A 25,093-nucleotide genomic window follows, 5' to 3' on the forward strand; every position below is an offset into this window, starting at 1 on the left:
TGTATAGCTTTTTTATTTATATCTTTTTTAGTCGATACGGCGTTCTTTGATACGAGCAGCTTTACCTGTACGATCACGTAGGTAGTAAAGTTTACTACGACGTACACTACCGCGTCTGATAACTTCAATCTTGTCAACACGAGGTGTGTTTAGTGGGAATGTTCTTTCAACACCTACACCACTACTGATCTTACGAACAGTATATGTAGCACTAACACCTGTACCACGTCTCTTAAGAACAACACCTTCAAAAATTTGAATACGTTCACGAGAACCTTCAACAACCTTAGCATGAACTCGTACAGAGTCACCAGGGCGGAAATCAGGTACATCAGAACGTAATTGTTCTTTTGTAATATCTTGAATTAATTGATTCATTTGAAAATCTCCCTATTCGACACTCTTATATATTCTACTATATACAGCGGAACATCGTTAATTATGTGTGTAAACACCTTATATATATTACATTATGAATAGCCATATGTAAACTACATTTCACGTTTTAACTTATCTAAATATTTACTTTCTTCGTCGGTTAAATAAGTTTTTTCGAGTAAATCAGGTCGTCGTTCTAATGTTTTCTGTATGGATTTTTCCATTCTCCAGCGACGAATATTTTCATGATTGCCACTTCTAAGAACTTCTGGTACTTCCATTCCTCTGAAATCTGCCGGTCTAGTATATTGAGGATATTCCAATAAACCATTAAATGATTCATCTTCTGCTGAAAGTGCATTACCTAGAACACCTGGAACAAATCTCAATGTAGCATCAATCATACTCATAGTTGGTAACTCTCCACCTGTAAGAATGTAATCTCCTATTGATACTTCATCTGTTACTAACTCTTTGATTCGCTCATCAAATCCTTCATAATGTCCACAAATAAAGACAAGATGATCTTCTCTAGCAAAATCCCTTGCCATATGAGAATCAAATGTTTTTCCAGCAGGATCCAATAAAACAACTCTCTTTTTTCCTGGTTTCTTTTTATCTACATAATCCATAGCATCAAATATAGGTTGTGGCATTAAGAGCATACCAGCACCACCACCATATATAGTATCATCAACATGCTTTTGTTTTTGTGTAGTAAATTCTCTAAAATCGACTACATCCAAATCAACAAGATTCTTTTCTTGTGCTTTACCTATAAGTGATTCGTTCAGAGAATCAAACATTTTTGGGAAAATACTTAATACAGTTATATCCATTATTCTATCAATCCATCTGGTATTTCTACGCTAACAATACCTTTTTCTAAATCTACATTTTTTACTACACTTTTTATATATGGTATTAAAACTTCATCATATTTGGGACTTTTTACTACCCATACATCATTTGGACCTAATTCCATAATTTCAGTAATTTTTCCTACATTGCCAAACCTGGGATCTTGGACTTCTAATCCAATGATTTGACGATAATAGAATTCACCCTCTTCTAACTCAGGCATTACTTCATCATCTGTAAATAACTCTGATTTAACATATTTTTCAACATCATTGATGTTATCCAAATCTTTAAATTTTAACAAATAGAAATTCTTATGTGCTCTTGATGACTCAACTGTCATCTTTATATCTTTATTTTGATATTTCAAATAAAGTGTAGCACCACTTTGAAACCGTTCTTTTGGAAAATCAGTTACCGAGATAACTCTAACTTCACCACGAATACCATGAGTATTTACAATTGTTCCAACACGATATAATTTTTCAGGCATACTTAAATCCTCCATTATAAACAAATAGGATCAGATAAAATTAATTATCGGATCCTATTTTAATTAGAACAAATTATTTTGAATATTTGCTTTCATGATATTTTTGCATAATACCATGTTGTTTTAGCAAGTTACGAACTGTATCTGAAGGTTGTGCACCTTTTTGTAGCCAGTCCATAATTTTGTCATCATCTAATTTTAGTTCTTCTGGTTGTGAAATTGGGTTGTAGTAACCTACTTGTTCGATAAAGCGACCATCACGTGGTGAACGTGAGTCAGCAACAACGATTCTGTAAAATGGTCTTAACTTACTACCCATGCGTTTCATTCTGATTTTAACTGCCATAATTTGTTCCTCCTAATTACTTAACTTTAATAGTATACATATAAAATATATTCCTGTAAAGTTTTTTTCTTTACATATTTATATTTTATTTTGACTTGTAACGTTTCATTTTCTTCATTCGTTTTTTCTTGTTCTTTTTATTCTTCTTAACCATTGAATTCATAGCCATTTTACCAAGACGACCAGAAACTCCGTTTCCAAACATTTGTTCCATTCCTGACATGTTACCCTTGCTCATTTGACGCATCATTTCTTTGGATTGCTTAAACTGCTTAATCATTCTATTAACTTCTTGTACGTCACGACCAGAACCACTAGCAATTCTTCTACGTCTAGATGGATTTAAAATATCTGGATTTTCTCTTTCTTGAGGAGTCATTGAATAAACAATGGCTTTCAAATGTTCGATATCCTTTTCATCCATTTGCATATTTGCAACAGCCGGATTATTAGCCATTCCAGGAATCATTTTCATAATTTCATCTAAAGGACCCATATTTTGAATTTGATTCATTTGATCAACAAAATCATTAAAATCAAAACTATTTTCCTTCATTTTTGTTGCTAAATCTTCAGCTTGTTTTTGATCATAGTCTTCTTGAGCTTTTTCAATAAGACTTAACATATCTCCCATTCCCAAAATACGATCGGCCATACGATCTGGATGGAAAACATCTAATTGATCAAGTTTTTCACCTTGTCCAATGAATTTTATAGGTTTACCTGTAACTGAGCGAATTGATAAAGCAGCACCACCACGAGTATCACCATCTAGTTTTGTTAGTACAACACCTGTAATATCCAACTGCTCATTAAATCCTTCAGCAACTGTTGCAGCAACTTGACCAGTCATTGAATCTGCTACAAACAAAATTTCATCAGGAGAAGCTAGCTCTTTGATTTCTTTAAGCTCATTCATCAATTGTTCATCGATTTCTAATCGACCAGCAGTATCAATAATTACATAATCGTTTTTATTTTCAGCAGCAACTTTTAACCCTGCTCTTACAATTTCAACCGGATTTACATCAGTACCTTCGTCATAAACAGGCACATCCAATTGTTCACCAATTGTTTTTAATTGCTCAATAGCAGCAGGTCTATAAACATCGGCAGCAATAAATAAAGGTCTAGCATTTTGTTTTGTCTTTAATCTATTTGCTAATTTACCCGCAGTAGTTGTCTTACCCGCACCTTGTAAACCAACCATCATGATGATTGTTGGTATGTGCGGTGATTTATTTAATGGTTCTGCTTCATTACCCATTAACTTAGTTAATTCTTCATCAACAATTTTAATAACTTGTTGGGAAGGTGTTAAACTTTCCATTACCTCTGCGCCTAGAGAGCGTTCTCTAACCACTTTGACGAAATCTTTAACAACATCAAAGTTAACATCAGCTTCCAATAAAGCCATTCTAACTTCACGAGTAACAGAACGAATGTCGTCTTCAGAAAGTTTACCTTTTCCTCTTAGATTAGAGAAAACTTTTTGTAATCTATCACTTAAGCCTTCAAAAGCCATTTTATAACCCTACTTACTTTTCATTTATTTTAGAAATACGATCTACTAATTCATGGAGTTCATTATCATCTGGATATTTATCTTCAACAATTTGAGATAGTCGTTGAGAAACATAATCAATTTCTTGAGTTCGATTAATTAAGTTTAATTCACTGTCAATTTTTTCTAAACTATTGACTGTTCGATGTAAATTATCCAGTACAGCCTGTCTTGAAACATTCAGCTGTTCCGAAATTTCAGATAATGAAAAATCCTCTACATAATATAAATACATATATTGATCTTGTTTTTCAGTTAGTAGTGAATGATAAAAATCATACAACAAATTGATTTTATTTGTTTCATCAATTTTCATCTGATGATTCTCCTGAAATAATTAAATCCTTAAATAGTCCATAGATAAATTTCTCAGGATCGAAATCTCTTAGATCATCCATTGATTCCCCTAATCCTACTAGCTTAACAGGAATATGTAATTCATTTCTAATTGGTAATACTATACCACCTTGTGATGATCCGTCTAGTTTTGTCAAAACAATTCCTGTTACATTCGTTGTCTTGTTAAATTCTTTAGCTTGACTCAATGCGTTTTGTCCTGTTGACCCATCTAGTACTAATAATACTTCTTGTGGTGCATCAGGAATTTCTCTAGAAATTACACGTTTAATTTTTTCTAATTCACGCATTAATCCTTCTTTATTTTGTAGTCTACCAGCTGTATCTACCAAAAGAACATCATATTTATCTTTGACTGCTCTTTGAACAGCATCAAATGCTACAGAAGCGGGATCAGTTTGGGGCGCACTGGCCTGTACATCAACATTAACTCGTCTACCCCATTCTTGTAACTGGTCAATTGCTCCTGCTCTAAATGTATCACCAGCAGCCAACAATACTTTTTTACCTTGGCTTTCAAAACGGTGTGCTAATTTTCCAATAGTAGTTGTTTTACCAGCACCATTAACACCTACAAACAAGTATACGGTTGGTGATTGTGTTTGGCTGACAGCAAGAGAGTTATTCTCTTCCTTACCCTCTTCATCATACATATCAACCATCTTTTTAATAATGACATCTGATACATCTGATTTCTTTTTAGCATTTTCCAATTTAACTTCTTCACGAAGTTCATCAGAAATTTTTATAGCAGTTTCATAACCAACATCTGATTCAATTAATAATTCTTCTAAATCTTCAAAGAAATCCTCATCAACAGATCTGAAGTTAGATAAGAACTTGTTGAACCTTTGACTGAATGAAGTACGACTTTTTTCAAGTCCATTGTCATATTCTTTAAGTTCTTCTTTTTCTTCTTCTTCGTTATCTACTTCAGTTTCTTCTGTTTCAGAATCATCAATATCATGCTCTTCAACATCTGCTTCTTCCACTGTTTCTTCGATAATTTCAGGTTCGGGTTCTGCTTCTATCTGTTCTAATTCAACATCTTCATTAGAATCATTCTCTTCAGAAGATGGCTCTTCTGTTGAAGAACTATTATCTGATTCTTCATTTTTGTTTAATTCAGATTCATCAGTCTGGGATTGACTTGATTCACTCTCAACTGACTCTTCTTGATTGGGTGTTTCTTTAGTCTCTTCTTCGGGTGTTTCAACTTTTGGTTCATTGGAAAATGTTTTTTTTAATCTATCAAATAACCCCATAGGTTTTCTCCTTATTCTTGTACTTTTACAGAAAGGATTTTAGAAACCCCGGATCCTTCCATTGTTACACCATATAATCGATTTACGTTCATCATTGTACCCTTTCTGTGGGTAATAACAATAAATTCTGTATTATCATCATAACGATTTAAATAATTTGCAAAACGGTAAACATTTGCATCATCAAGAGAAGCTTCAACCTCATCCAGTATACAGAAAGGTACTGGGTTAACTTTTATAATAGAAAATAGTAACGCAATTGCAGTTAATGCCTTTTCTCCACCAGATAACAGACTTAATCTTTGGAATTTCTTTCCAGGTGGCTGAGCTACAATTTCAATTCCTGTTTCTAATAAGTTTTCTGGATCGGTTAATTCTAATCTTGCTTTTCCACCAGCAAACATCTCAGGGAAAATAACTTCAAATGTCGCTTCAATTTCATCAAATGTTTGTTTGAATCTAGTTGTTACAACATCATCTATCTCAGACATATTATCCAGTAACTGTTTACGTGCAGAAACCAAATCATTTTGTTGATTAGTTAAAAATTCATATCGATCTTTAACTTTATCATATTCTTCAATAGAAGATAGGTTAACAGTCCCCAGCTCATCTATTCCCGTCTTTAATAATTTTGCATTCTTCTTTAGTCTTTCCTCGTCTAAGTCCTCAGGTAATTCTGCATAAGATGCTTCAAAACTGATTTGATAATCTTCGCGAAGTATTGCAAGTTTACTGTCCAATTCATTGGACAGTTTAGTATTACGAATAGCTAAATCTTCCTGTTGATTAGAAGCATTTCTTTGAAGATCAAAGTTTCTCTGAGCAACCTCATCTAGTTCTTTACTTTTAACTTCTGTAATCTTTCTCTGCTCTTGTAAATCAGAAAGGTTTTTATTAATACGATTTACTTCTTCAGTTAAATTATCTATTTTTTCACTTATTTCACTACTATTTACATCAAGTTCATTTTTCTCTGATGATAATTGAGCAATACGTTCATCTAATTTTGCAATATTCACATTGACACGTTGAAGATCATTTTTGATTCTGTGGTTCTGTGATTCTTCATTACGAAAATTATTTTTCTCGATAGCAAGTTGTGTCTGAATTTCTTGAACTTTAACATTTATTACTGAAAGTTTGGAATCAAAATCTTTCATGATTTTTTGTTTGTCTTCAATATCAGACTGAATTTTATTGATATCATCTTGCAATTTTACTGATAAATTAATTTGTTCAGTTTGATCTTTCTCAACACTACTTAACTCATTTTGAATTTTGGATTTATTGTAGTCGGTTATTTGTTTCTGTTCATTTAAATGACGATAATCATTATCAAGTGTATCTAATTCTTTATCTAATTGCTCTTTTTCAGAATTAAAATGACTTAAACGTTCTTCCAACTCTTGCTTCCTAGAGTTACTTACTTCAATCTCAGATTTATTTTGATCAATATCTTGTTTGAAATTATCTATTACAGCTTCTTGTTTGGAGATCTGATTTTCTAATGATAGCAATTCTTGTTGTCTGGATAACAAACTAGAGTTGTTTTTACGCTGTTGACCACCTGTCATTGATCCGCCGGCATTAACAACATTACCATCTATAGTAACTACTCGGTATCTTCGATTTAGTTTTTTAGAAACTTCTGTTGCACTATCAATATTGTTGGCAACTAGAATATTACCCAAAATATTTTCAATAATATTTTTTACATTATCGTCGTAATTAACTAGGTCGCTCGCAACTCCTATAAATCCATTGACTGATTTTACATTAGAGATATCTGAATTATTGATTTTACGACCTTTTATAACATCGATTGGTAGAAGCGTCGCTCTACCAGCACTTTGTCTACGCAAATATTCTATGGCTTTCTTGGCAGATTTTTCATCATTAGTTACAATTGATTGCAATTGATTGCTAACAACGGTTTCTATGGCCAAACGGTACTCTGACGGAACAACCATAAGCTCTGCAACAGCACCAACTACCCCACCAATCTTTTCTTTGTTATTTAGAACATTCTTAGCACCTTCATAAAATCCGGCATGCTCTTGCTCAAGATTTTCCAGTAATCTCTTTCTTGCTTGAGATTCTCGCAACTCAGACATAGATTTAATATAACTATTTTGAATAGACTCTTGGTTACTAGTTAGCTTCTTAAGTTTCTGATTTAAATCTGCATCTTCCTGAATTAAATCTAAATTGTCTTCTTTTAACTCAGTAATTTTTTGTTTCAAATCTGCAATTTTTTCACTTTTACTAGATAAATCATCGTTTAACTCTGACAAATGATTGTCTTGTTCTGTCAAACTTCTTTGTAATCGTTCTAATTCTTTTTGAGTAAATTTTTGTTCATTACTGTTTGTCACTTGCTCCTGTAATGCATTAACATAATCATTTCTGAGGTTATTTATAACTTCTTGCATTTCTTCAGGAGTTTTAGTTTGATCATTTTGAATTTCAGTTAGTTCTGATTCTAGCTTCTCTATTTTTTGACTGTATTCTTCTAACTGCTTATTGCTATTTACTAGTCTTTCTTCTAATTGTTTTTTTTCACCATTAGAAGATTCAATTTGATTTTGTAATTCATCTTTTGTAGATGAATTAAATTCATTTCTCTCAGAAGAAATAGCAATCTTACCCTTAAGATTTTCAAGAAGTTGTGTCTTTTCGACCAGATCAGATTGTGCACTATCAATTTGTTGGCTCAAATTATTAGCTAAATCTCTATTTTTATTCAACTCTACATTTGATTTACGTGTTTCTTGTTCAATTTTCTCTAGTGCGGATTTAACTTCACCAATTTCGGAATCCAAAACATTCTTTTTATCAGACAAATCTTTTATTTGAAGAGTAACTAATTGCTTATAAATAGCATCATATTTAGTTTTCTGTTCTTGATAATCTCTTGCTATACTTGCCTGTTCTTTTAATGGTTCAACTTGCTTAGATAATTCAGAAACGATATCAGAGACACGACTCAAATTGTCATTTGTTTCTGCCAACTTATTTTCTGCCTGTTGCTTCTTCTGCTTGAATAATGCAACACCAGCTGATTCTTCAATAATGTATCTACGTTCAACCGGTTTACTGTTGAATATTTCCTCAACACGACCTTGAGAAATAATCGAAAAAGAACCTTTTCCCATACCTGAATCAAGAAAAAGTTCTGTAATATCCTTCAACCGTACATTTTTATTATTAATTGTGAATTCACTGTCACCATTGCGGAAAAGTTTCCTCTTGATAACAACATTTTCTAAATCAGTCTTCAACTGTTGATCACTGTTATCAAATTCTAGTGAAACTTCTGCCCTATTCATTGCTGGCTTGGTTGCACTACCTGAAAAGATAACATCTGCCATCTTATCTCCACGAAGATTTTTGGCAGACTGTTCACCCATTGCCCAGCGAATGGCTTCAGTTACGTTAGATTTACCACTACCGTTAGGACCAACAATACCAGTAATTCCACCGTTAAATTCTACTTTTGTTTTATCTGCAAATGATTTAAATCCATTTATTGTTAGCGATTTTAGCGCCATAAATTAAAAACTCCTATAGCTGTTCAAGTGCTGCCTTCGCTGCCATTTGTTCAGCATGTTTTTTACTATAACCGGTCCCTTTAGATAATGATTTACCATCAACAACAAGTTCGATTACAAATTTTTTATCGTGATCAGGTCCGACTTCATCTAGAATATTGTATTCAATATCTATCTCACCATTTTCTTGAAGTTTCTCTTGAAGTTTAGTCTTAAAATCAGTGTTTTCGGAAAATTCTCCTGATTCAATGTGTGGAAAAACTACTTGTGATAGAAAATTTATAACTGCCTCATTTCCTTGATCCAAATAGAGTGCACCATTAAAGGCTTCAAAAATATCCTCTAGAAGAGTATTACGTTGACGTGCACCATTTTTTTCTTCACCACGACCAACTTGAAGGTATTTATCAATTCCAACAATTCTCGAGAATCTGGCTAAACTGTCTGTTCTCACTATATCCGATCTCAAACGAGTTAGCTTACCTTCAGGTAGCTCAGGAAAATGATCAAATAAATATTTTGAAATGTTTATCTCTAGAACGGCATCACCTAAAAATTCTAATCGTTCATAATCACCAATTCCCAGTTCTCTATGTTCATTGGAATATGAAGAGTGCGTCATAGCTTGTTCCAATAAACTTATATTGTTAAAACTAACACCATATTCTCTGTGTATAAAATCTATAAATTTTTGATCAAGCAATATTCAGACTCCTCCTAGTTTACATAGCTATAATTATACTAAATTTTTAACTTAATTATGTTAAATTACAAAAAAAATAAGACCAATTAGCCTTATTTTTGATGTGAAGATATATATTCAGTTGCATCTTTGACAGTAATTAATTTTTCAGCATCTTCATCAGGAATTTCTGATCCAAATTCTTCTTCCATTTCCAAAACAAGTTCTACAAGATCAATTGAGTCAGCATCTAGATCGTTAGTAAATGAAGTTTCTGGTGCAATTGTTGATGCATCAATCTCAAATTTGTCAGCAATCATCGCTGTTAATTTTGTTTGAATTTCTTCTTGTGTCATTTTATTTCCTCACTAAGCATCTTTTTCTTTATTTATTTGTTCAAAATATTTATTTGCTTTACTAATTGTATCATTAATTATCATTTCTCTAATTTGTTTAACTGTATAATAAACAGTTTTTGCATCTGCTGATCCATGAGCTTTAATAACTGGGGATTTGAGACCTAGTAAAACTGCTCCACCAGCTTGTGAAGTATCAAAGATCTTTTTTAAATCATTTAGAGCTGGTGAAACTATTGCAGCACCCAATTTTGTAAAAATACCATTAGTAGTCAACGCTTGCTTTAATTGTTTTAAAAGAATTGTAGAAGTTCCTTCAGTGGCCTTCAAAGCAGCATTACCAGTAAATCCATCAGTAACAATTACATCAGCAACTCCGGCTAGAATATCACCTGATTCTACATTTCCAATAAAGTTAATTCCTTCAGTATTTTTCAACAATTGATAGGCATCTTTATGTAAGGTATCACCCTTATCATATTCTTCTCCGTTATTAAGCAGAGCAACACGAGGATTTTCAATTTTCTTAACATCACGTGCATAAATTGATCCCATAATGGCCCATTGTTGTAAAAATGAAGCCTTCGATTCAGCATTAGCACCAACATCAAGAATATTAACACCATTTGATGAATTAATAACTGGAAGTGTCGGCATAAGTGCAGGACGATCAACTTGTTTGATACGGCCAACTATGAAAATACCACTAGCCAAAAGTGCCCCTGTATTTCCAAGAGATAATACTGCCTGTGCATCACCATTTTTAACAGCTGTAGCTGCAAGAACCATGGAAGATTGTTTCTTAGATCTAATTGCTTTGACAGGTTCATCAGTTCCTAAAATTTCTTCATCTGTGTGGACAATTGTAATTCTTTCAGAATCAGTCAATACAGCTTTAATTTTAGATTCATCTCCGTAAAGAATAAATTCTAAATCTTTCCACTCATTACGTGCTTGCTCAATTCCTTGAACTACTACTTCTGGAGAATTATCTCCACCCATAGCATCAACTGCAATTTTCATATATTTCCTCACTAATCAAAATTATTTAATTGATCAAATTCTTTGGATAAGAAAGATTTTAACACTTTAGTTTCTAAATTATCTACATTCTGTTCTTTTTCAAAAAATTCTTTTGATTCTCGTTGCGCAATTTCTAATATATTAACATCATTAACCGGATTAGCAACTTTGAATTCGGGCAGTCCGGACTGTTGACTTCCTAGTAAATTACCAAAACCGCGCATTCTTAAATCAGCTTCTGCCAGAACAAATCCATCATTCGTAGAAGTCATCATTTTCATTCTTTCTACCCCAGATTTGTTTTTAGGATCTGAAATAAGAATACAGTACGATTGTTTGTCACCACGACCAACACGTCCTCTTAACTGATGAAGTTGTGAAAGTCCAAATCTATTAGCGTCATAAATTACCATGACCGAAGCATTCGGTACATCAACACCTACTTCAATTACTGTAGTAGAAACCAATATATTAATCTTCTGATTGGTAAATTTTTCCATAACAGACTCTTTCTCTATTGTTTTCATCTGACCATGGAGTAATCCTACCCTGTATTTATCACCATACAGTTCTTCAAATTTTTCAAAAATGAGTTCGGCATTTTTCAAGTCTATTGTTTCAGATTCAGATATTAATGGTGTAACTACATAAATTTGTGCGTTATCTTTCAATTGTTTCTCTACAAATTGATACATCTGATCAATTTTTTGATTTCTAATCCAGTAAGTCTTAATTTCCTTACGACCTGCAGGCAACTCATCAATTTTAGAAACAGTCATATCACCATATGTTGTGATGGCTAAAGTTCTTGGTATCGGAGTCGCTGTCATTGCTAAGATATCAGGATTTACGCCCTTTTGACGCAGTTGTTTTCGCTGATTAACACCAAATCGATGTTGTTCATCTATTACAGCTAATCCTAAACTTTTAAATTCAACATTTTCTTGAATTAAAGCATGTGTACCAACGATAATATTGGTTTTTCCAGTTTTGATAGATTCGTTTATAAGTTCTCGTTGTTTCTTAGTTTGAGAACCTATCAACAATGATGTACGAATTCCATATGGTTCTAGCATTCCTGCTATCTTATCAAAATGCTGTTGTGCAAGTATTTCAGTTGGTGCCATTATTGCTGCTTGAAATCCAGATGTAAATGAAGCAAGCATCGCAATTACTGCCACAATCGTCTTTCCATAGCCAACATCCCCTTGTAGCAGCCGGTTCATATGCTTTTCAGAAGACATATCTGACAATATTTCTTCAACAACCCTTGACTGCGCATTGGTTAAATCGAATTTCAAATTAGCAATAAAATCTGCAATAAATTTCTTATCATATGTCTGTTTCAAACCAAATTGTTCATTGCTATTTTTACGAGCAATTTCTTGGATACCACATTGAAATAAGAAAAATTCTCTAAATTTAGCACTACGCCTGGCGTCTTCATTTATTTCTTCATTTTCAGGAAAGTGCATCCCCTTAACAATATCATGGTCATTTAGTAAATGATATTTTTCTCTAATATATGATGGAATCAGGGTTGTAATTTGATCTCCATAATTTTCATATGCTTGCTTGATTAATCCAATCAGAGTCTTTTGATGAATATTCTTATTTACAGAATAAACTGATTCTAAGCCAGAGTCGTTTACTGATGAACTTGTTATTACTTTCATACCAACAAGTGAACGGCTGTTTTCGTCCCATTTTCCATAAACTGATGTCTCTTCGCCAGTGATAAATTTATCCTTCAACCAAGGTTGATTAAAAAATGTAATCATAACTGACTCGTTTTCCACTAAAACTCTGACATTTAATCTTGTTTTTTTATATCCAAATCTCGAAACCACCGGATCACTAGCTACTATTCCTTTGATCAAAATTTTTTCTTGATCTAACGCTTCATCTAGCGACTTAGCTTCCATATCCTCATATCTAAAAGGAAAATAGAAAAGTAAATCATAAATATTTGTTATTCCAAGTGATTGGAGTGCCTGGACTCTCTTGGGACCAACACCAGAAAGCGATGTAATAGGTATATCTATTAATTCCACTTTACTATCCTCCCTTTATCTAAAAATGAAAATACACCTAATTCAACTGAATTAGATGTATCTAATTATTCCACTGAAACTAAATATTGATAGACTGGTTGTCCACCATTATGAATTTCTGATTCTAAATCAGGATATTTTGAAGTAATATACTCTTCAATATGCTCGGCTCCTTCTTCAGAACCGTCCTCACCAACTAAGATAGTGATAACTTCACTTTCTTCATCAATCATGATATCTAGCATTTTTTCTGTAGCTTCAATAATATCTTCATTATCAATGACAATCTTGCCATCAACAATACCCATGAAGTGACCATTAGTAATCTTAATACCATCAATTTCAGTATCTCTGATTGCCTGAGTAACTTGTCCACTCTTAACAGTAGCCAAAGCTTCTGTCATATTCTCTTTATTCTCATCAAGATCACCTTCTGGATTAAACGAGAACATAGCAGTCATTCCTTGTGATATGGTCTTAGATTCTACTACTACTACGGGAATATCCACTAAATCAACTGCTTGTTTAGCAGCCATAACTATATTTCCATTGTTTGGTAAAATGATAGCTTTCTTGGCTTTTGAAGCATTCAACACATCCACAAAATCATTTGTAGAAGGATTCATAGTTTGACCACCATTAATTACATGAGTTACTCCTAAACTTTCAAATAACTCAGTAATTCCTGCACCTGAAGAAACAGTAATTACTGCAAAATCTACTTCTTTTGGTTTTTCAGCAGTTTCTTTTGCTGGTTCCTCGTCATCTTCTTCAATAATATTTTCATGTTGTATCTTCATATTATCAATTTTGATTTTTACTAATGAACCAAACTTGTGTCCTTCTTCCCAAACTTTGTAAGGGTAGTTTGTATGTACATGAACTTTAATAACTTCATCATCAGATACAACCAATAATGAATCACCAATTTCATTTAGGTCATTTCTCATTTTTTCATAGTCAAATTTTTCATCGGTAGTTGCACCTTCGCCTAGTTCAACCATCATTTCAGTACAGTAACCATGTTCAATATCATCTGTATCAAACTTACCTTGAACTGATTGATGATGAGTAGCATTGACCATTTCATCCATTTCAACCTCATCAGGTTGATAAACGTCTTCACCTGCAATACCTGAAAGTCCTTCTAGAAATCCCTCATAAATGAAAGTTAGACCTTGTCCACCAGAGTCGACTACCCCTACTTCTTTAAGAACAGGTAAAAGAGACGGTGTTTGTTCAAGACCGTCTTTTGCTCCGGCAACTACGGCACTCATAACTTCAACAGTATCATTTGTTTCATTTGCCTTTTTCATTCCATATTCAGAGGCAACTCTAGCAACTGTCAAAATTGTACCTTCAACTGGTTTCATAACTGCCTTATATGCAGTTTTTACTCCATTATCGAAGGCTTGAGCCAAATCCATAGCACTCAAGTTTTCTTTATCTTCAATACTTTTTGAGAACCCACGGAATAATTGTGAAGTAATAACCCCTGAATTACCACGAGCTCCCATTAATAGTCCCTTAGCAAGAGCTTTACCTAAAGTACCTACATGATTACTAGTTGATTCATTAACAGCCTTAAAACCACTCTTAATGGTCAAACTCATATTTGTTCCTGTATCCCCATCGGGAACTGGGAAAACATTTAGTGAATTAACAAACTTTGCATTCTTTTCCAATCGATGAGAAGCAACACGTACCATGTCAGAAAACTCATCTCTGGTAATTAACTCTTTACTCAAAATACATCCTCCACAAATAGGTTGGTAAGTATATTAACCAATGTCATCTAGTACTTTAATACCCTGAACATAAACATTGATGGAACCAGCAGGTGTTCCCAACATTGATTCCAAATTATATTTAACTTTTTCTTTTAAATTTTTAGCTACTTCAGATATTTTAATTCCATAACCAACAATTACATAAACATCTACAGATAATTTATCGTTTTCTTGAGATATAACAACCCCACGTGAATAATCTTCACGATTCAAAATTGTGTTCATACCATCTCGTAATTGATGTTTACTTGCCATTCCAACAATTCCATATATGTCAGAAGCTGCTCCACCGACTATAGTAGCAACAGTATTTGTTGAAATATCAATCTTACCATTTTTTGTATTAATAGTAACAGTCATTTTTAGATCCTCCTATTTACACTATGGATCAAAGTTATAAACAATAAAATTTTATCATAGCCACATTTCTAATAAAAGTTTTTACATCAATATATTTAGTCTATTGCAAGAAAGAATTAGATATGGTAAGTTATTTAGGTGATATTTTAAAAGAAAACATGTAGCCAAAGGAGGGTCGGTCCCATGGCAAAAGATATTATTACAGGCCGTAAGACTGTGTTCGGTAACAAACGTTCTCACGCTCTTAATTCATCAAAACGTTCTTGGAAGCCAAATTTGCAAAAAGTTCGTATTCTTGTAAATGGTAAGCCTAAACGCGTTTGGGTTTCAACTAGAGCTTTGAAATCTGGAAAAGTTACTCGAGTATAATAAAAAGACTAACAACTAAGTTGTTAGTCTTTTTTTTTGTCTCTAGATTGAATAACGGCAACAACACCACTATCAAAACTATAATGAATTTTATCATTCACAAACTCATTACTAGCCCAACTTATTGGATGGTCACTATTAAAATTTGAAAGTTTGTATTTAGCGTCTAAAATACTCAAATTATCGACAGCACCCAAGCCGACAAATCCGATATACTTCATATTTTCTTCTTTAGTGACCGTATAGGAACCTGGTCTTCTAAATTCAATTGTATTAGTATTCGAAACAAATTTTATCTTATCAAAGAATGACTCAAATCTTTCATCAAATGGAAGAAATAAATTAACTAAGAAATGGTCAATCCTACCGCTTGTTCCACCATAAATATAATACTCGTCAGCATTATATTTATCATTTGCAATTAGCATAACTAATTCCGAATCAGTGTCATCTTTTTCGGGCGGATATTGGTGAACGTCATTTACTTTACTTTCAATAAGTTCCCTATCAGCTTGATCGATAGAATCAAAATCTCCTACTGCAAGATCTGGAGTTATTCCATGTTGAAGTAAATACAGATTTCCCCTATCAGCTCCTGCCCAATAACCAGGAATGTCCTTGGGATTATCTACAAAATCTTGTGGGTAATCCTCTGAAGGTCCACCTAAAAGAATATTTACTCTGACCATTAGTCAGCGATAGTCTTTCTTAAACCTTCTAGTCTGTCACCAAATCCAGGTTCACCATTATATAAGTATGATCCAGCAACAAATATATCAGCACCGGCTTCAGCACAAGGTACTATTGTCTTATCATTTATTCCACCATCAACTTCAATTAGGAAGTTTGCATCGGCTGAAGTTTGGCGTAATTGATCTAATTTTTGAACTTTATTAGCCATACTTGTGATAAACTTTTGTCCACCAAATCCTGGATTTACTGTCATAACTAGAATTTGATCTAAAATAGGAAACATCCATTTTACAGCTTCAATTGGTGTTCCAGGATTAATAACAATTCCAGACTTAACACCATAACTCTTGATCAATTCAACTGATCTATAAGCATGTTGAGAACTCTCGGCATGAATCATAATTGTGTCTGCACCAGCATCAACAAGGTCTTTAATATATTCATCTGGATTATCAATCATCAAATGAATATCTAAAGGTTTATCTGTAACTCGTTTCATACCAGCAACTACTTCTGGACTAAATGACATATTTGGTACAAAATGACCATCCATAATATCAATATGGAATACGTCTGCACCAGCTTTATCAGCCATTTGTACATCTTCTTTTAAGTTCATAATATCAGCTGCCAAAATTGAAGGAGCTATTAATTTTTCAGTCATAATTCACCTCATCAGTATCTTTTTTTTGTGTTTCTAATTTCATTTAAAAAGTATAAATAATTTTCATATCTACTTTTAATAATTGTACCCTTTTCTACTTGATCTTTTACAGCACAGTTTGGTTCATTAAAGTGCATACATCCCCTGAATTGGCATAAATGGCTATATTTAACCATTTCAGGGAACAAAGTAGGTAATTCCTCTTCATCAATATCTATTAGCTCTAATGATGAAAAACCTGGAGTATCAGCGACTAACCCACCCGCTATATCAAATAGTGAAACTTGACGTGTTGTATGTTTACCTCGACTCAAAGCTTTAGAAATCTCAGCAGTAGCAAGGGCTAATTCAGGATCTATATAATTTAAAATCGTAGACTTTCCTGCACCAGACTGACCAGTAAAAACTGTTGTTTTATCTAAAAAATATTCTTTTAGTCTATTAATTTGTTCTGGGCTGTAACACTCACGATCTGTAAATGTTACATAATCTGCCTCATGGTAACTTTCGATAATCTGTTTCAATTTTTCATACGACTCATCTGACAATAAATCAGTCTTAGTCAAATAAATGAGTGGTTGAATGTTGTTATGTTCAATATTCAATAAAATCTTATCTAATAGATTACTAGAAAAATTTGGTTCTACTGCAGATGTGACAACTATAGCTTGATCAACGTTAGCAATGGGAGGACGAACCAGACTATTTTTTCTATCTTCAACTTCTAAGATGTATCCTAGCTCATCACTTTTTTCAAACTTTACACGATCACCAACAACAGGTTTTATATTTCTCTTTCTGAAATTTCCTCTTGCTCTGGTTCTAATTAATTCATTAGTTTCATCTTCCAAAACATCGTAAAAACCACTTATTGATTTTAAAATTCTTCCTGTTTTTTCCATACGTTCGTTATCCATTAACCGATCCATTCATAATTGATTGACCATCCCTAACAACAGAATATGTTCCAGTTTCTCCTGATTTTAAATTAAAACTCAAAGTAACACTAGTATCAGAAGAAATCGCCATTGTACGGTAAGGAGAATTATTATCGTGATTATTATCATTTATATAAATTGCAATATTGTTACTTCCACCAGATTCACCAGAATAAGGAATATTGATAGTTTTATTTACAGTTGATACTGCTGATGTATCCTTACCTTTAGAAACTACAACCGTGACTGTTGAACCTTGATTAATAGTAGCATTTGCTGAAGGACTCTGGCTAATTATTGTTCCATTTTCAACAGTATCTGAATAATCATAAGTTACATTCAAATTAATACCCGCTGATTCTGCATATGATTGTGCCGAAGATAATGTTGATCCAACTAAATTCTTTAATGTTATCGTTTCAACTGTCTTAGCTGAAGATTTAGCAATCGTAATAGTTAGACTCTTATCTTTAGGTTTAACTTTTGTTCCTGATTTGATACTCTGTTTAACTATTTCTCCGGCATTATATTCCGATGTAGTTATATATTTTTTCTTAATTTTAAAACCACGTTTAGTCAAATTGTCAGAAACATCATCGTAGTCTTTTCCTACTAGATTAGGCATTTTATAGAACTTTGCACCTAAACTGACAATCAAATCTACGCTAGAATTGTTTTTAAGTTTGACGCCCTTTGCGGGTATGGTTTTAATTACATGACCTGCCTCAATAGTGTCACTGTTCTCTTTTTGAACTTGACCTACTTTCAAATTAGAAGCACTTAGCATAACTTTAGACTGCTTAAGCGTAAGGTTTTGGATATCTGGAATACTTGTTTCTTGATTAGACCTAGACAACATAAATATGCCAAATATTAAAATAATTGCTGCAATAATACCTGATACAATTGCTATTTTTTTACGCCTAGATAATCCATTTTCAGGTTTATACTTGGTCAAACTACTTAATTCTTTAGTATCTAAAACTTTAGTTTCATTCAAATCTTCAGTTTCTACAGGAATGAATTTTGGTTCATTTGCTCTTTCCGGAGAAAGGCAAGTTTTCAAATCCTCAGACATTTCTTTTACTGATTGATATCTTTGTTTCGGATCCTTAGTAGTTGCTTTTAGGACAATATTTTCCAGTACCTGTGGAATATTAGGATCAAAGCTTCTAAGATCAGGAATGCTATCTTTGGAGTGTTTTAAAGCAACAGAAACAGCTGTATCACCAGTAAAAGGAACCTTTTTAGTTAACATTTCATACAAAATAATTCCCATTGCATAAATATCAGATAACTCAGTTGCGGAACCACCTCTGATTTGCTCTGGAGACATGTAGTGTACCGAACCAACCAACGAATTAGTTCTGGTGATCGATCTATCACTTAAAGCCAATGCAATACCAAAATCCGAAACTTTCACTTGAACGGGATCTTTTGAAGTATCAACAAGAATGTTCTCTGGTTTCAAATCTCTATGTATAATTCCATGACTATGAGCTTCAGAAACAGCATCTGCTATCTGTTCCATAATATCGACTACTTCATGATAAGGAATAGGATAATTTTGTTGAATATACTTCTTCAGATTAGGGCCTTCAACATAATCAATAATGATATATTGAATTCCCTTTTCAGTAGTACCAACATCCAAAACATTAACAATATTAGGACTGGATAATTCGCTAGTTGCTTTTGCTTCTCTTCTGAATCTTCTTTTAACAGCTTCATCATCTTGCAAATCATATCTTAGAGCTTTAAGTGCCACTTGTTTGTTTAATTTAGTGTCGTTTACTAAATAAACATTTGCCATACCACCTTCACCGAGAGTACGAATAATTTCATAGCGACCACTTATCAATGCACCTTTATCCATTATTAGTTACCCCCTTTGTCAGAAGTAATTAATAATGCAGTTATATTATCGTTACCACCGGCTTTATTAGCCATTTTTATTAATTTTTGACACTTAGTTTCAAGAGTTCCTTTTGATGATAAAATTTTTGTGATTTGTTCTGGTGTTACCATATTGGTCAATCCATCTGTACAAAGCATCACAATGGCATCATCAGGAATCTCGAAATCTTTTACTCTAGGTTGCACTGTCTGAGAAACACCCAAAGTTTGAGTAATGATATTTTTTTGAGGATGATTTTCAGCTTCTTCTTCACTTATTTGTCCTGTTTCAAGCAACTCATGGACTAAGGAATGATCAACACTTAATTGTTCTAATTTATTTTCATATAAAACATAACATCTTGAATCTCCGACATTTACAACAAGCATTTTTCCGTCAACGAAGAATACACCTACCATGGTTGTTCCCATACCATATAAATCTTCAAACTGATTTGATACAGAGACAATACGGTCATTTTCTCGGCTAAGTTCAGCCAATATCCATTCACGAATAGAATCAGCGGTGTCTAATTTTGTATCTTCAAAGGCATTTCCTAAATGAGAAACAGCCATATCAGATGCAACATCACCACCACGATGTCCACCCATACCATCAGCGACAATACCAAATATAATGTCTTTTTTATTTTTAAAGACATTTACGTAATCTTGGTTATTTTCTCTCTGCTTTCCTACATCGGTTAAAAATGCATATTTCATATTAGTTCTCCATTATTGTTTTTTGACAAAACTTGCAATAAAAAATCCATCCGTAAAATAATCATCTGGGAATAATTTCATGGGATTATCGACTTTTTTTTCTAGCTCAAAATTAGGATTATTTGCTAAAAACATTTCAACAACATCCCCGTTCTCTTCATTATCGAATGTACATGTGCTAAATACAAGCTTTCCATTAACTTTTAATAAACTAGAAACATTATTCAAAATATCTAATTGAATTTTTTGTAAATTATCTAAATCTTCCTGTGTTCTAAAATATCTTAATTCAGGTTTACGTCTAATTAACCCCAATCCTGAACAGGGAGCATCAACTAAAATACGATCAAATGACTCTTTGTCAAATTCATCTGGTGATTTTCTGGCATCAAGTGCTTTAGTCTCTACTACGTCACTATAGCCCAATCTTTCAGCATTTTCTCGAATCAATTTTGTCTTATTTTTGTGAATGTCTAGAGCAATTACTTTACCTGTGGTTAAGTAACTAGCAATATGGGTGGTTTTACCACCAGGAGCAGCACATGAGTCTAGAACTATACTATCTTCTTTGACATCTAAAAATGGAGCTACCATCATTGAGCTTTCATCTTGAATAGTGAATAAACCTTTTTGAAATTCAGAAGTTATAACTAAATTTCCACTCTTTACAACTAATCCTTGCTCAGATAATTTACTATCATGCACATCAAAATTTTGATCTTCTAATCTTTGTTTTAATTCTTCACGAGAAATTCTACTTGTATTGACTCTTATTGATATATCTGAAGGCTCATTAATTGTTTTTAGAATGCTTAGTGTTTTATCCATTCCAAATTGATTAATAAACAGATTAACTAACCAAACTGGGACACTGTATACAATAGATAGTGACTCTGGAGAATTATCAGAAGGTAGCTCTCTACTTCCAGTTCTCTGGTAACTTCTTAAAACACCGGTCACAAATTTACCGACGCCAGTTCTTCCAAATTGTTTAGCAACATTAACTGATTCATTCAATACAGCATGATCAGGAACTTTATCTAAATACTCCATTTGGTAGATGGCAGTTAACAACAAAGTATTAATCCATCTATCAACTACTCGACCTTTTATGTATGGCTCTAGTTGGTATTCCAAAGTTAACTTATGTTGTAAGACTCCATAAACAATATTGGTCATCAATCGAGAATCAACGTTAGTTAATTCATATTTGTTTAGTAGGTTATTAATTTCAATATTTGAAAATGCCTGATTGTATATGACTCTATTTAGTGCCTCTACTGCTACCGCACGAGGATTAGTTTTCATAGATAATTTGTTGTCCTTCTTTTAATTTGTTACCTACACCATTGATAAAGTTAGAAATATCCATAACTTTTTTTCCAGATGGTTGAATAGATTTGATTGACAAACCTTGTTTATCACCAGCAACCAAAATAAACTCCTTTTTGGAAATTTTATATACAGTTCCTGGATTTTGATCAGTTGATATTTCTACAACTTCACTCTTATAAATTTTTGTACGTTCACCATTGAAGTTAACCCATGAACCTGGCTCTGGACTCAATGCTCGAATTTGGTTAAATAATTCCATAGCAGATTTTGAAAAGTCCAGATGTTCTTGTTCTTTACTTATTGTTGGTGAGAAAACTACTTCGTCTTCATTTTGCTGAATTGGGGTGATTTCATTATTCTCTAATTTGGGCAATGTGTCTAATAGTAAATCTCGACCTAAAATAGCTAATTTTTCAAATAAACTACCATTATCATCTTGGTCAGTAATAGGAAGTTCTTTTTGAGAAATGATATCTCCTGCATCCATTTTTTTAACCATATACATTATTGTAATTCCGGTTTTTTTATCGCCATTAAGTAGTGAATACTGAATTGGAGCTCCTCCACGATACTTAGGCAATAAAGAACCATGCACATTAATCGCGCCAATTTTAGCTGCCTCTAAGAATGACGTTGGTAAAAATTGTCCATATGCGGCTGTAATTATAAAATCAGGATTCATAGCTATCAGTTCTTTTAGTTCATCACTACCTGATAATTTTTCAGGTTGAAAAACTTTTATACCATTAAGTTCAGCTAATTCTTTCACTGGACTTTTTTGTAAAACTTGTTTTCTTCCCACTGGTTTATCTGGTTGAGTAACTACTCCCAGAATATTATATTTATCTGCATCAATTATGCCCTTTAGAACTGTTCTAGCCAGTTCTGGAGTTCCTAAGAAGATTACACTAGTTGACATTAAAATTACCTCTTAATCTATATGTTGTGGTTCATTATCAATTGCTATTGAGAAACCTTTTTTTGTCTCAGCTTGAGTGTCACTTAAAATTTCTAATAAACGTTTATGAAAATTATCTTCATGTTTATATTTTACAATAATTTGATAATAATATTTATTTTGTTTTCTAGCTATCATTGTAGGGCTTGGTCCCAGAATAATGGCCTCTTCTGATAGTGAGTCTACAAGTTGTCTCTTCAATGAGTACGCCATCTTTAATGCCTGACCTTCAGACTCATGAGAAACACTTAATAACGTAGTGAAATAATATGGAGTGTAATTTCCCTGATGACGTATATACATCTCTTTTTTATAGAAACTATCATAGTCTTGTTTCGCAGCTTCCTTAATTGCGTAATGATCAGGATTATAGGTTTGAATAATAACTCGACCTTTTTTTTCTGCTCGACCAGATCTACCACTCACTTGTGTTATTAGTTGGAAAGTTCTTTCACTAGCGCGGTAATCTGACAAACTCAAAATTGTATCCGCATTAATAACGCCTACCAGCGTAACATTAGGAAAATCCAATCCTTTGGCAATCATTTGAGTCCCAATTAAAATGTCAGCATTCTGAGTTTCAAATTCCTTCAATAACTTGGCATGTGCTCCTTTTTTACTTGTAGTATCAACGTCCATGCGTAAAGTTTTAGCATCAGGAAACATATCATTTATTTGTTGTTCTACGTTTTGTGTTCCAGTTCCGTAAAATCCTATCTTGTCACTATGGCAATTAGGACATTCATCCAGAACATTTTCTTCATGACCGCAATAATGACACTTCATTCTTTGAATATCCTTGTGGTAGGTCAAAGATACTTCACAATTTGGGCATTTTAAAACAAATCCACATTCACGACACATCAAAAATGAAGAATATCCACGTCTATTTAGAAGTAATATTGCTTGTTCTTTCCTAGATAATATCTCATCTAACTGTGTCTTCAATGCATTAGAAATATCTCCTGAAACAGCTGCATTGTCGCTATCACGCATATCTACAATTTTAACTTCTGGTAAATCATGATCATTGAATCGGCGTTTCAATTCTATTAGTTTATAAACACCTTTTTGTGCTCTCGCACGAGACTCTAAACTAGGTGTTGCACTACCTAATACAACTGGACAATGATGATACTTAGATCTCCATTGGGTAACATCTTTTGCATTATATCTAGGATTATCATCTTGCTTATAACTAGCTTCATGTTCTTCATCAATTATAATTAGTCCAAGATTTTTTAGTGGTGCAAAAACTGCACTTCTTGCACCGACAACTACATTCACTGATCCGTTTTCAATACGAGTCCACTCGTCATATCTTTCACCGCTTGAAAGTCCACTATGTAAAACAGCTACTTGATCACCAAATCTTGAAGAAACCCTATTAACCATCTGAGGAGTTAGCGATATCTCAGGAACCAACATCAACGCAGTTCTACCTTCTTTTAATGCTTCATCAATTGTTTGCAAATATATTTCAGTCTTACCACTACCAGTAACACCTTGTATTAAAAAGGTTTCAGCATTTTGCTGATTGATAGAATTATTTATTTGTTTTACAGCATTTAACTGTTCATTTGTTAATTCTAATTTTTGAGTAGTAGCATTTTTTAGATCCGTTGGTTTTCTGAGTTTTGTAACTTCAATAATATCTATTAATTTGATCTTTTGTAGTGCTTTAATAGCTGGTCGAGATATTCCCATTGATTCCAAACTACTAATTTCAAACGTGTTTTTTTCATAATTTGAAATAAGAAATTCTAATAACTTTCTCTGTGAAGTAGCATTCTTTTTCAAACTATCTTCTGTTTCCAGTAAATGGTGCTTATCAACTTTAATTTGAATAGCTTGTCGTTTAATTTGTTTAGCACGATTTTTTACTGAAGTTAAAATTTCAATTTTTTTAGATTCAAGTAGTCTTTGAATTTCTTCAATCAAAGAATTATCTATATCATTGTTTAATTCTAAACTAGTTTTATTATCTAATAATTTAGTAACTTCCGGATCATTTTCGAATCCTTGTACTGGTACTACAGAACGAATATATTTAGCTCTTAAAAGATTAGGTAACATTATTTGTAAACATGATATTTGAAAAGAATATGTTAAATCAGCTAACCAAGACGACATTTCTAACATTTCTTTGGATAAAACAGGATTCAAGTCAATTACCCTTACGATCTCTTTTAGTTTTCCACTGTAATCACTTGTCTCAGTGACATCCAGAACAAAACCCTGAACCTGTCGCTTACCTCTTCCAAAAGGAACCTCAACTCTAACACCGGGTTCAACGACTGCCAGTAGTTCCGTAGGTATTTCGTATTCAAATGGTCTGTTAGTTTGCATAGTCGGGACATCAACAATAACTTTTGCTACTGGCATTTAATTCAGCTCCTTTGTAAAAAAAAATCCCTCACTATTATCTCATTCG

General features: G+C 33.0%; 23 protein-coding genes. 1 reads left to right on the forward strand and 22 read right to left on the reverse strand.

Annotated elements, in window-relative coordinates:
• Nucleotides 1–27: 27 nt before the first annotated feature.
• The 14 genes from rplS to EKN01_RS04065 form a co-directional block, all read right to left on the reverse strand.
• Nucleotides 28–378, reverse strand: coding sequence for a 50S ribosomal protein L19 (gene rplS / locus EKN01_RS04000; RefSeq protein WP_099974889.1), 351 nt, complete (start codon nt 376–378; stop codon nt 28–30).
• A gap of 113 nt (nt 379–491) precedes the next feature.
• Nucleotides 492–1,217 carry a tRNA (guanosine(37)-N1)-methyltransferase TrmD gene (trmD, locus tag EKN01_RS04005; RefSeq protein ID WP_099974890.1) on the reverse strand — a complete coding sequence of 242 codons (726 nt, stop codon included), beginning with the start codon at nt 1,215–1,217 and terminating at the stop codon, nt 492–494.
• Nucleotides 1,217–1,732, reverse strand: coding sequence for a ribosome maturation factor RimM (gene rimM / locus EKN01_RS04010; RefSeq protein ID WP_129045082.1), 516 nt, complete (start codon nt 1,730–1,732; stop codon nt 1,217–1,219). Before rimM ends, trmD begins: the two co-directional genes overlap by 1 nt.
• A gap of 73 nt (nt 1,733–1,805) precedes the next feature.
• Nucleotides 1,806–2,078, reverse strand: coding sequence for a 30S ribosomal protein S16 (rpsP, locus tag EKN01_RS04015; RefSeq protein WP_099974892.1), 273 nt, complete (start codon nt 2,076–2,078; stop codon nt 1,806–1,808).
• Between the two features lie 85 nt (nt 2,079–2,163).
• A complete protein-coding gene (gene ffh, locus EKN01_RS04020) occupies nt 2,164–3,603 on the reverse strand; it encodes a signal recognition particle protein (RefSeq protein WP_129045083.1) in 1,440 nt (479 codons plus the stop codon).
• 13 nt (nt 3,604–3,616) lie between these two features.
• Nucleotides 3,617–3,958 carry a YlxM family DNA-binding protein gene (ylxM, locus tag EKN01_RS04025; protein WP_129045084.1) on the reverse strand — a complete coding sequence of 114 codons (342 nt, stop codon included), beginning with the start codon at nt 3,956–3,958 and terminating at the stop codon, nt 3,617–3,619.
• On the reverse strand, nt 3,948–5,264 hold the full coding sequence (ftsY, locus tag EKN01_RS04030) for a signal recognition particle-docking protein FtsY (RefSeq protein WP_129045085.1): 1,317 nt from the start codon (nt 5,262–5,264) through the stop codon (nt 3,948–3,950). The genes ylxM and ftsY overlap by 11 nt, the downstream gene beginning before the upstream one ends.
• Nucleotides 5,265–5,275: 11 nt before the next feature.
• Entirely contained in the window at nt 5,276–8,818 is a 3,543-nt protein-coding gene (smc, locus tag EKN01_RS04035; protein ID WP_129045086.1) for a chromosome segregation protein SMC, read from the reverse strand.
• A gap of 13 nt (nt 8,819–8,831) precedes the next feature.
• Nucleotides 8,832–9,521, reverse strand: coding sequence for a ribonuclease III (gene rnc, locus EKN01_RS04040; protein ID WP_129045087.1), 690 nt, complete (start codon nt 9,519–9,521; stop codon nt 8,832–8,834).
• 92 nt (nt 9,522–9,613) lie between these two features.
• The gene (acpP, locus tag EKN01_RS04045; protein WP_129045088.1) at nt 9,614–9,856 is read right to left on the reverse strand and encodes an acyl carrier protein; all 243 of its coding nucleotides are present in this window, start codon (nt 9,854–9,856) and stop codon (nt 9,614–9,616) included.
• Between the two features lie 12 nt (nt 9,857–9,868).
• A complete protein-coding gene (plsX, locus tag EKN01_RS04050) occupies nt 9,869–10,879 on the reverse strand; it encodes a phosphate acyltransferase PlsX (protein ID WP_129045089.1) in 1,011 nt (336 codons plus the stop codon).
• Between the two features lie 11 nt (nt 10,880–10,890).
• Nucleotides 10,891–12,933 carry an ATP-dependent DNA helicase RecG gene (gene recG / locus EKN01_RS04055; RefSeq protein ID WP_129045090.1) on the reverse strand — a complete coding sequence of 681 codons (2,043 nt, stop codon included), beginning with the start codon at nt 12,931–12,933 and terminating at the stop codon, nt 10,891–10,893.
• Nucleotides 12,934–12,998: 65 nt separating this feature from the next.
• The gene (locus EKN01_RS04060) at nt 12,999–14,642 is read right to left on the reverse strand and encodes a DAK2 domain-containing protein (RefSeq protein ID WP_129045255.1); all 1,644 of its coding nucleotides are present in this window, start codon (nt 14,640–14,642) and stop codon (nt 12,999–13,001) included.
• A 72-nt stretch (nt 14,643–14,714) separates the two neighbouring features.
• Nucleotides 14,715–15,083, reverse strand: a complete 369-nt coding sequence (locus EKN01_RS04065; RefSeq protein ID WP_099974901.1) for an Asp23/Gls24 family envelope stress response protein — start codon at nt 15,081–15,083, stop codon at nt 14,715–14,717.
• 183 nt (nt 15,084–15,266) lie between these two features.
• Here EKN01_RS04065 and rpmB point away from each other — a divergent pair, with 183 nt between their 5' ends.
• A complete protein-coding gene (gene rpmB, locus EKN01_RS04070) occupies nt 15,267–15,452 on the forward strand; it encodes a 50S ribosomal protein L28 (RefSeq protein WP_129045091.1) in 186 nt (61 codons plus the stop codon).
• Between the two features lie 23 nt (nt 15,453–15,475).
• On the opposite strand, the gene EKN01_RS04075 is transcribed toward rpmB, so the two are convergent.
• The 8 genes from EKN01_RS04075 to priA are packed head-to-tail and all read right to left on the reverse strand — an operon-like array spanning nt 15,476 to nt 25,044.
• Nucleotides 15,476–16,141 (reverse strand): thiamine diphosphokinase, encoded by a 666-nt coding sequence (locus tag EKN01_RS04075; RefSeq protein ID WP_129045092.1) that lies wholly within the window; start codon nt 16,139–16,141, stop codon nt 15,476–15,478.
• The gene (rpe, locus tag EKN01_RS04080; protein WP_129045093.1) at nt 16,141–16,809 is read right to left on the reverse strand and encodes a ribulose-phosphate 3-epimerase; all 669 of its coding nucleotides are present in this window, start codon (nt 16,807–16,809) and stop codon (nt 16,141–16,143) included. Before rpe ends, EKN01_RS04075 begins: the two co-directional genes overlap by 1 nt.
• An 11-nt stretch (nt 16,810–16,820) precedes the next feature.
• Nucleotides 16,821–17,711, reverse strand: a complete 891-nt coding sequence (gene rsgA, locus EKN01_RS04085; RefSeq protein WP_129045256.1) for a ribosome small subunit-dependent GTPase A — start codon at nt 17,709–17,711, stop codon at nt 16,821–16,823.
• A 7-nt stretch (nt 17,712–17,718) separates the two neighbouring features.
• On the reverse strand, nt 17,719–19,623 hold the full coding sequence (gene pknB, locus EKN01_RS04090) for a Stk1 family PASTA domain-containing Ser/Thr kinase (protein ID WP_129045094.1): 1,905 nt from the start codon (nt 19,621–19,623) through the stop codon (nt 17,719–17,721).
• A gap of 2 nt (nt 19,624–19,625) precedes the next feature.
• Nucleotides 19,626–20,366: a Stp1/IreP family PP2C-type Ser/Thr phosphatase gene (locus EKN01_RS04095; RefSeq protein WP_129045095.1), complete on the reverse strand. Its 741-nt coding sequence runs from the start codon at nt 20,364–20,366 to the stop codon at nt 19,626–19,628.
• A 12-nt stretch (nt 20,367–20,378) separates the two neighbouring features.
• Nucleotides 20,379–21,674 (reverse strand): 16S rRNA (cytosine(967)-C(5))-methyltransferase RsmB, encoded by a 1,296-nt coding sequence (rsmB, locus tag EKN01_RS04100; protein WP_129045096.1) that lies wholly within the window; start codon nt 21,672–21,674, stop codon nt 20,379–20,381.
• The gene (fmt, locus tag EKN01_RS04105; protein ID WP_129045097.1) at nt 21,664–22,620 is read right to left on the reverse strand and encodes a methionyl-tRNA formyltransferase; all 957 of its coding nucleotides are present in this window, start codon (nt 22,618–22,620) and stop codon (nt 21,664–21,666) included. Before fmt ends, rsmB begins: the two co-directional genes overlap by 11 nt.
• Nucleotides 22,621–22,632: 12 nt before the next feature.
• On the reverse strand, nt 22,633–25,044 hold the full coding sequence (priA, locus tag EKN01_RS04110) for a primosomal protein N' (protein ID WP_129045098.1): 2,412 nt from the start codon (nt 25,042–25,044) through the stop codon (nt 22,633–22,635).
• Nucleotides 25,045–25,093 lie beyond the last annotated feature (49 nt).

Source organism: Companilactobacillus metriopterae, assembly GCF_004117915.1.
GTDB lineage: Bacteria > Bacillota > Bacilli > Lactobacillales > Lactobacillaceae > Companilactobacillus > Companilactobacillus metriopterae.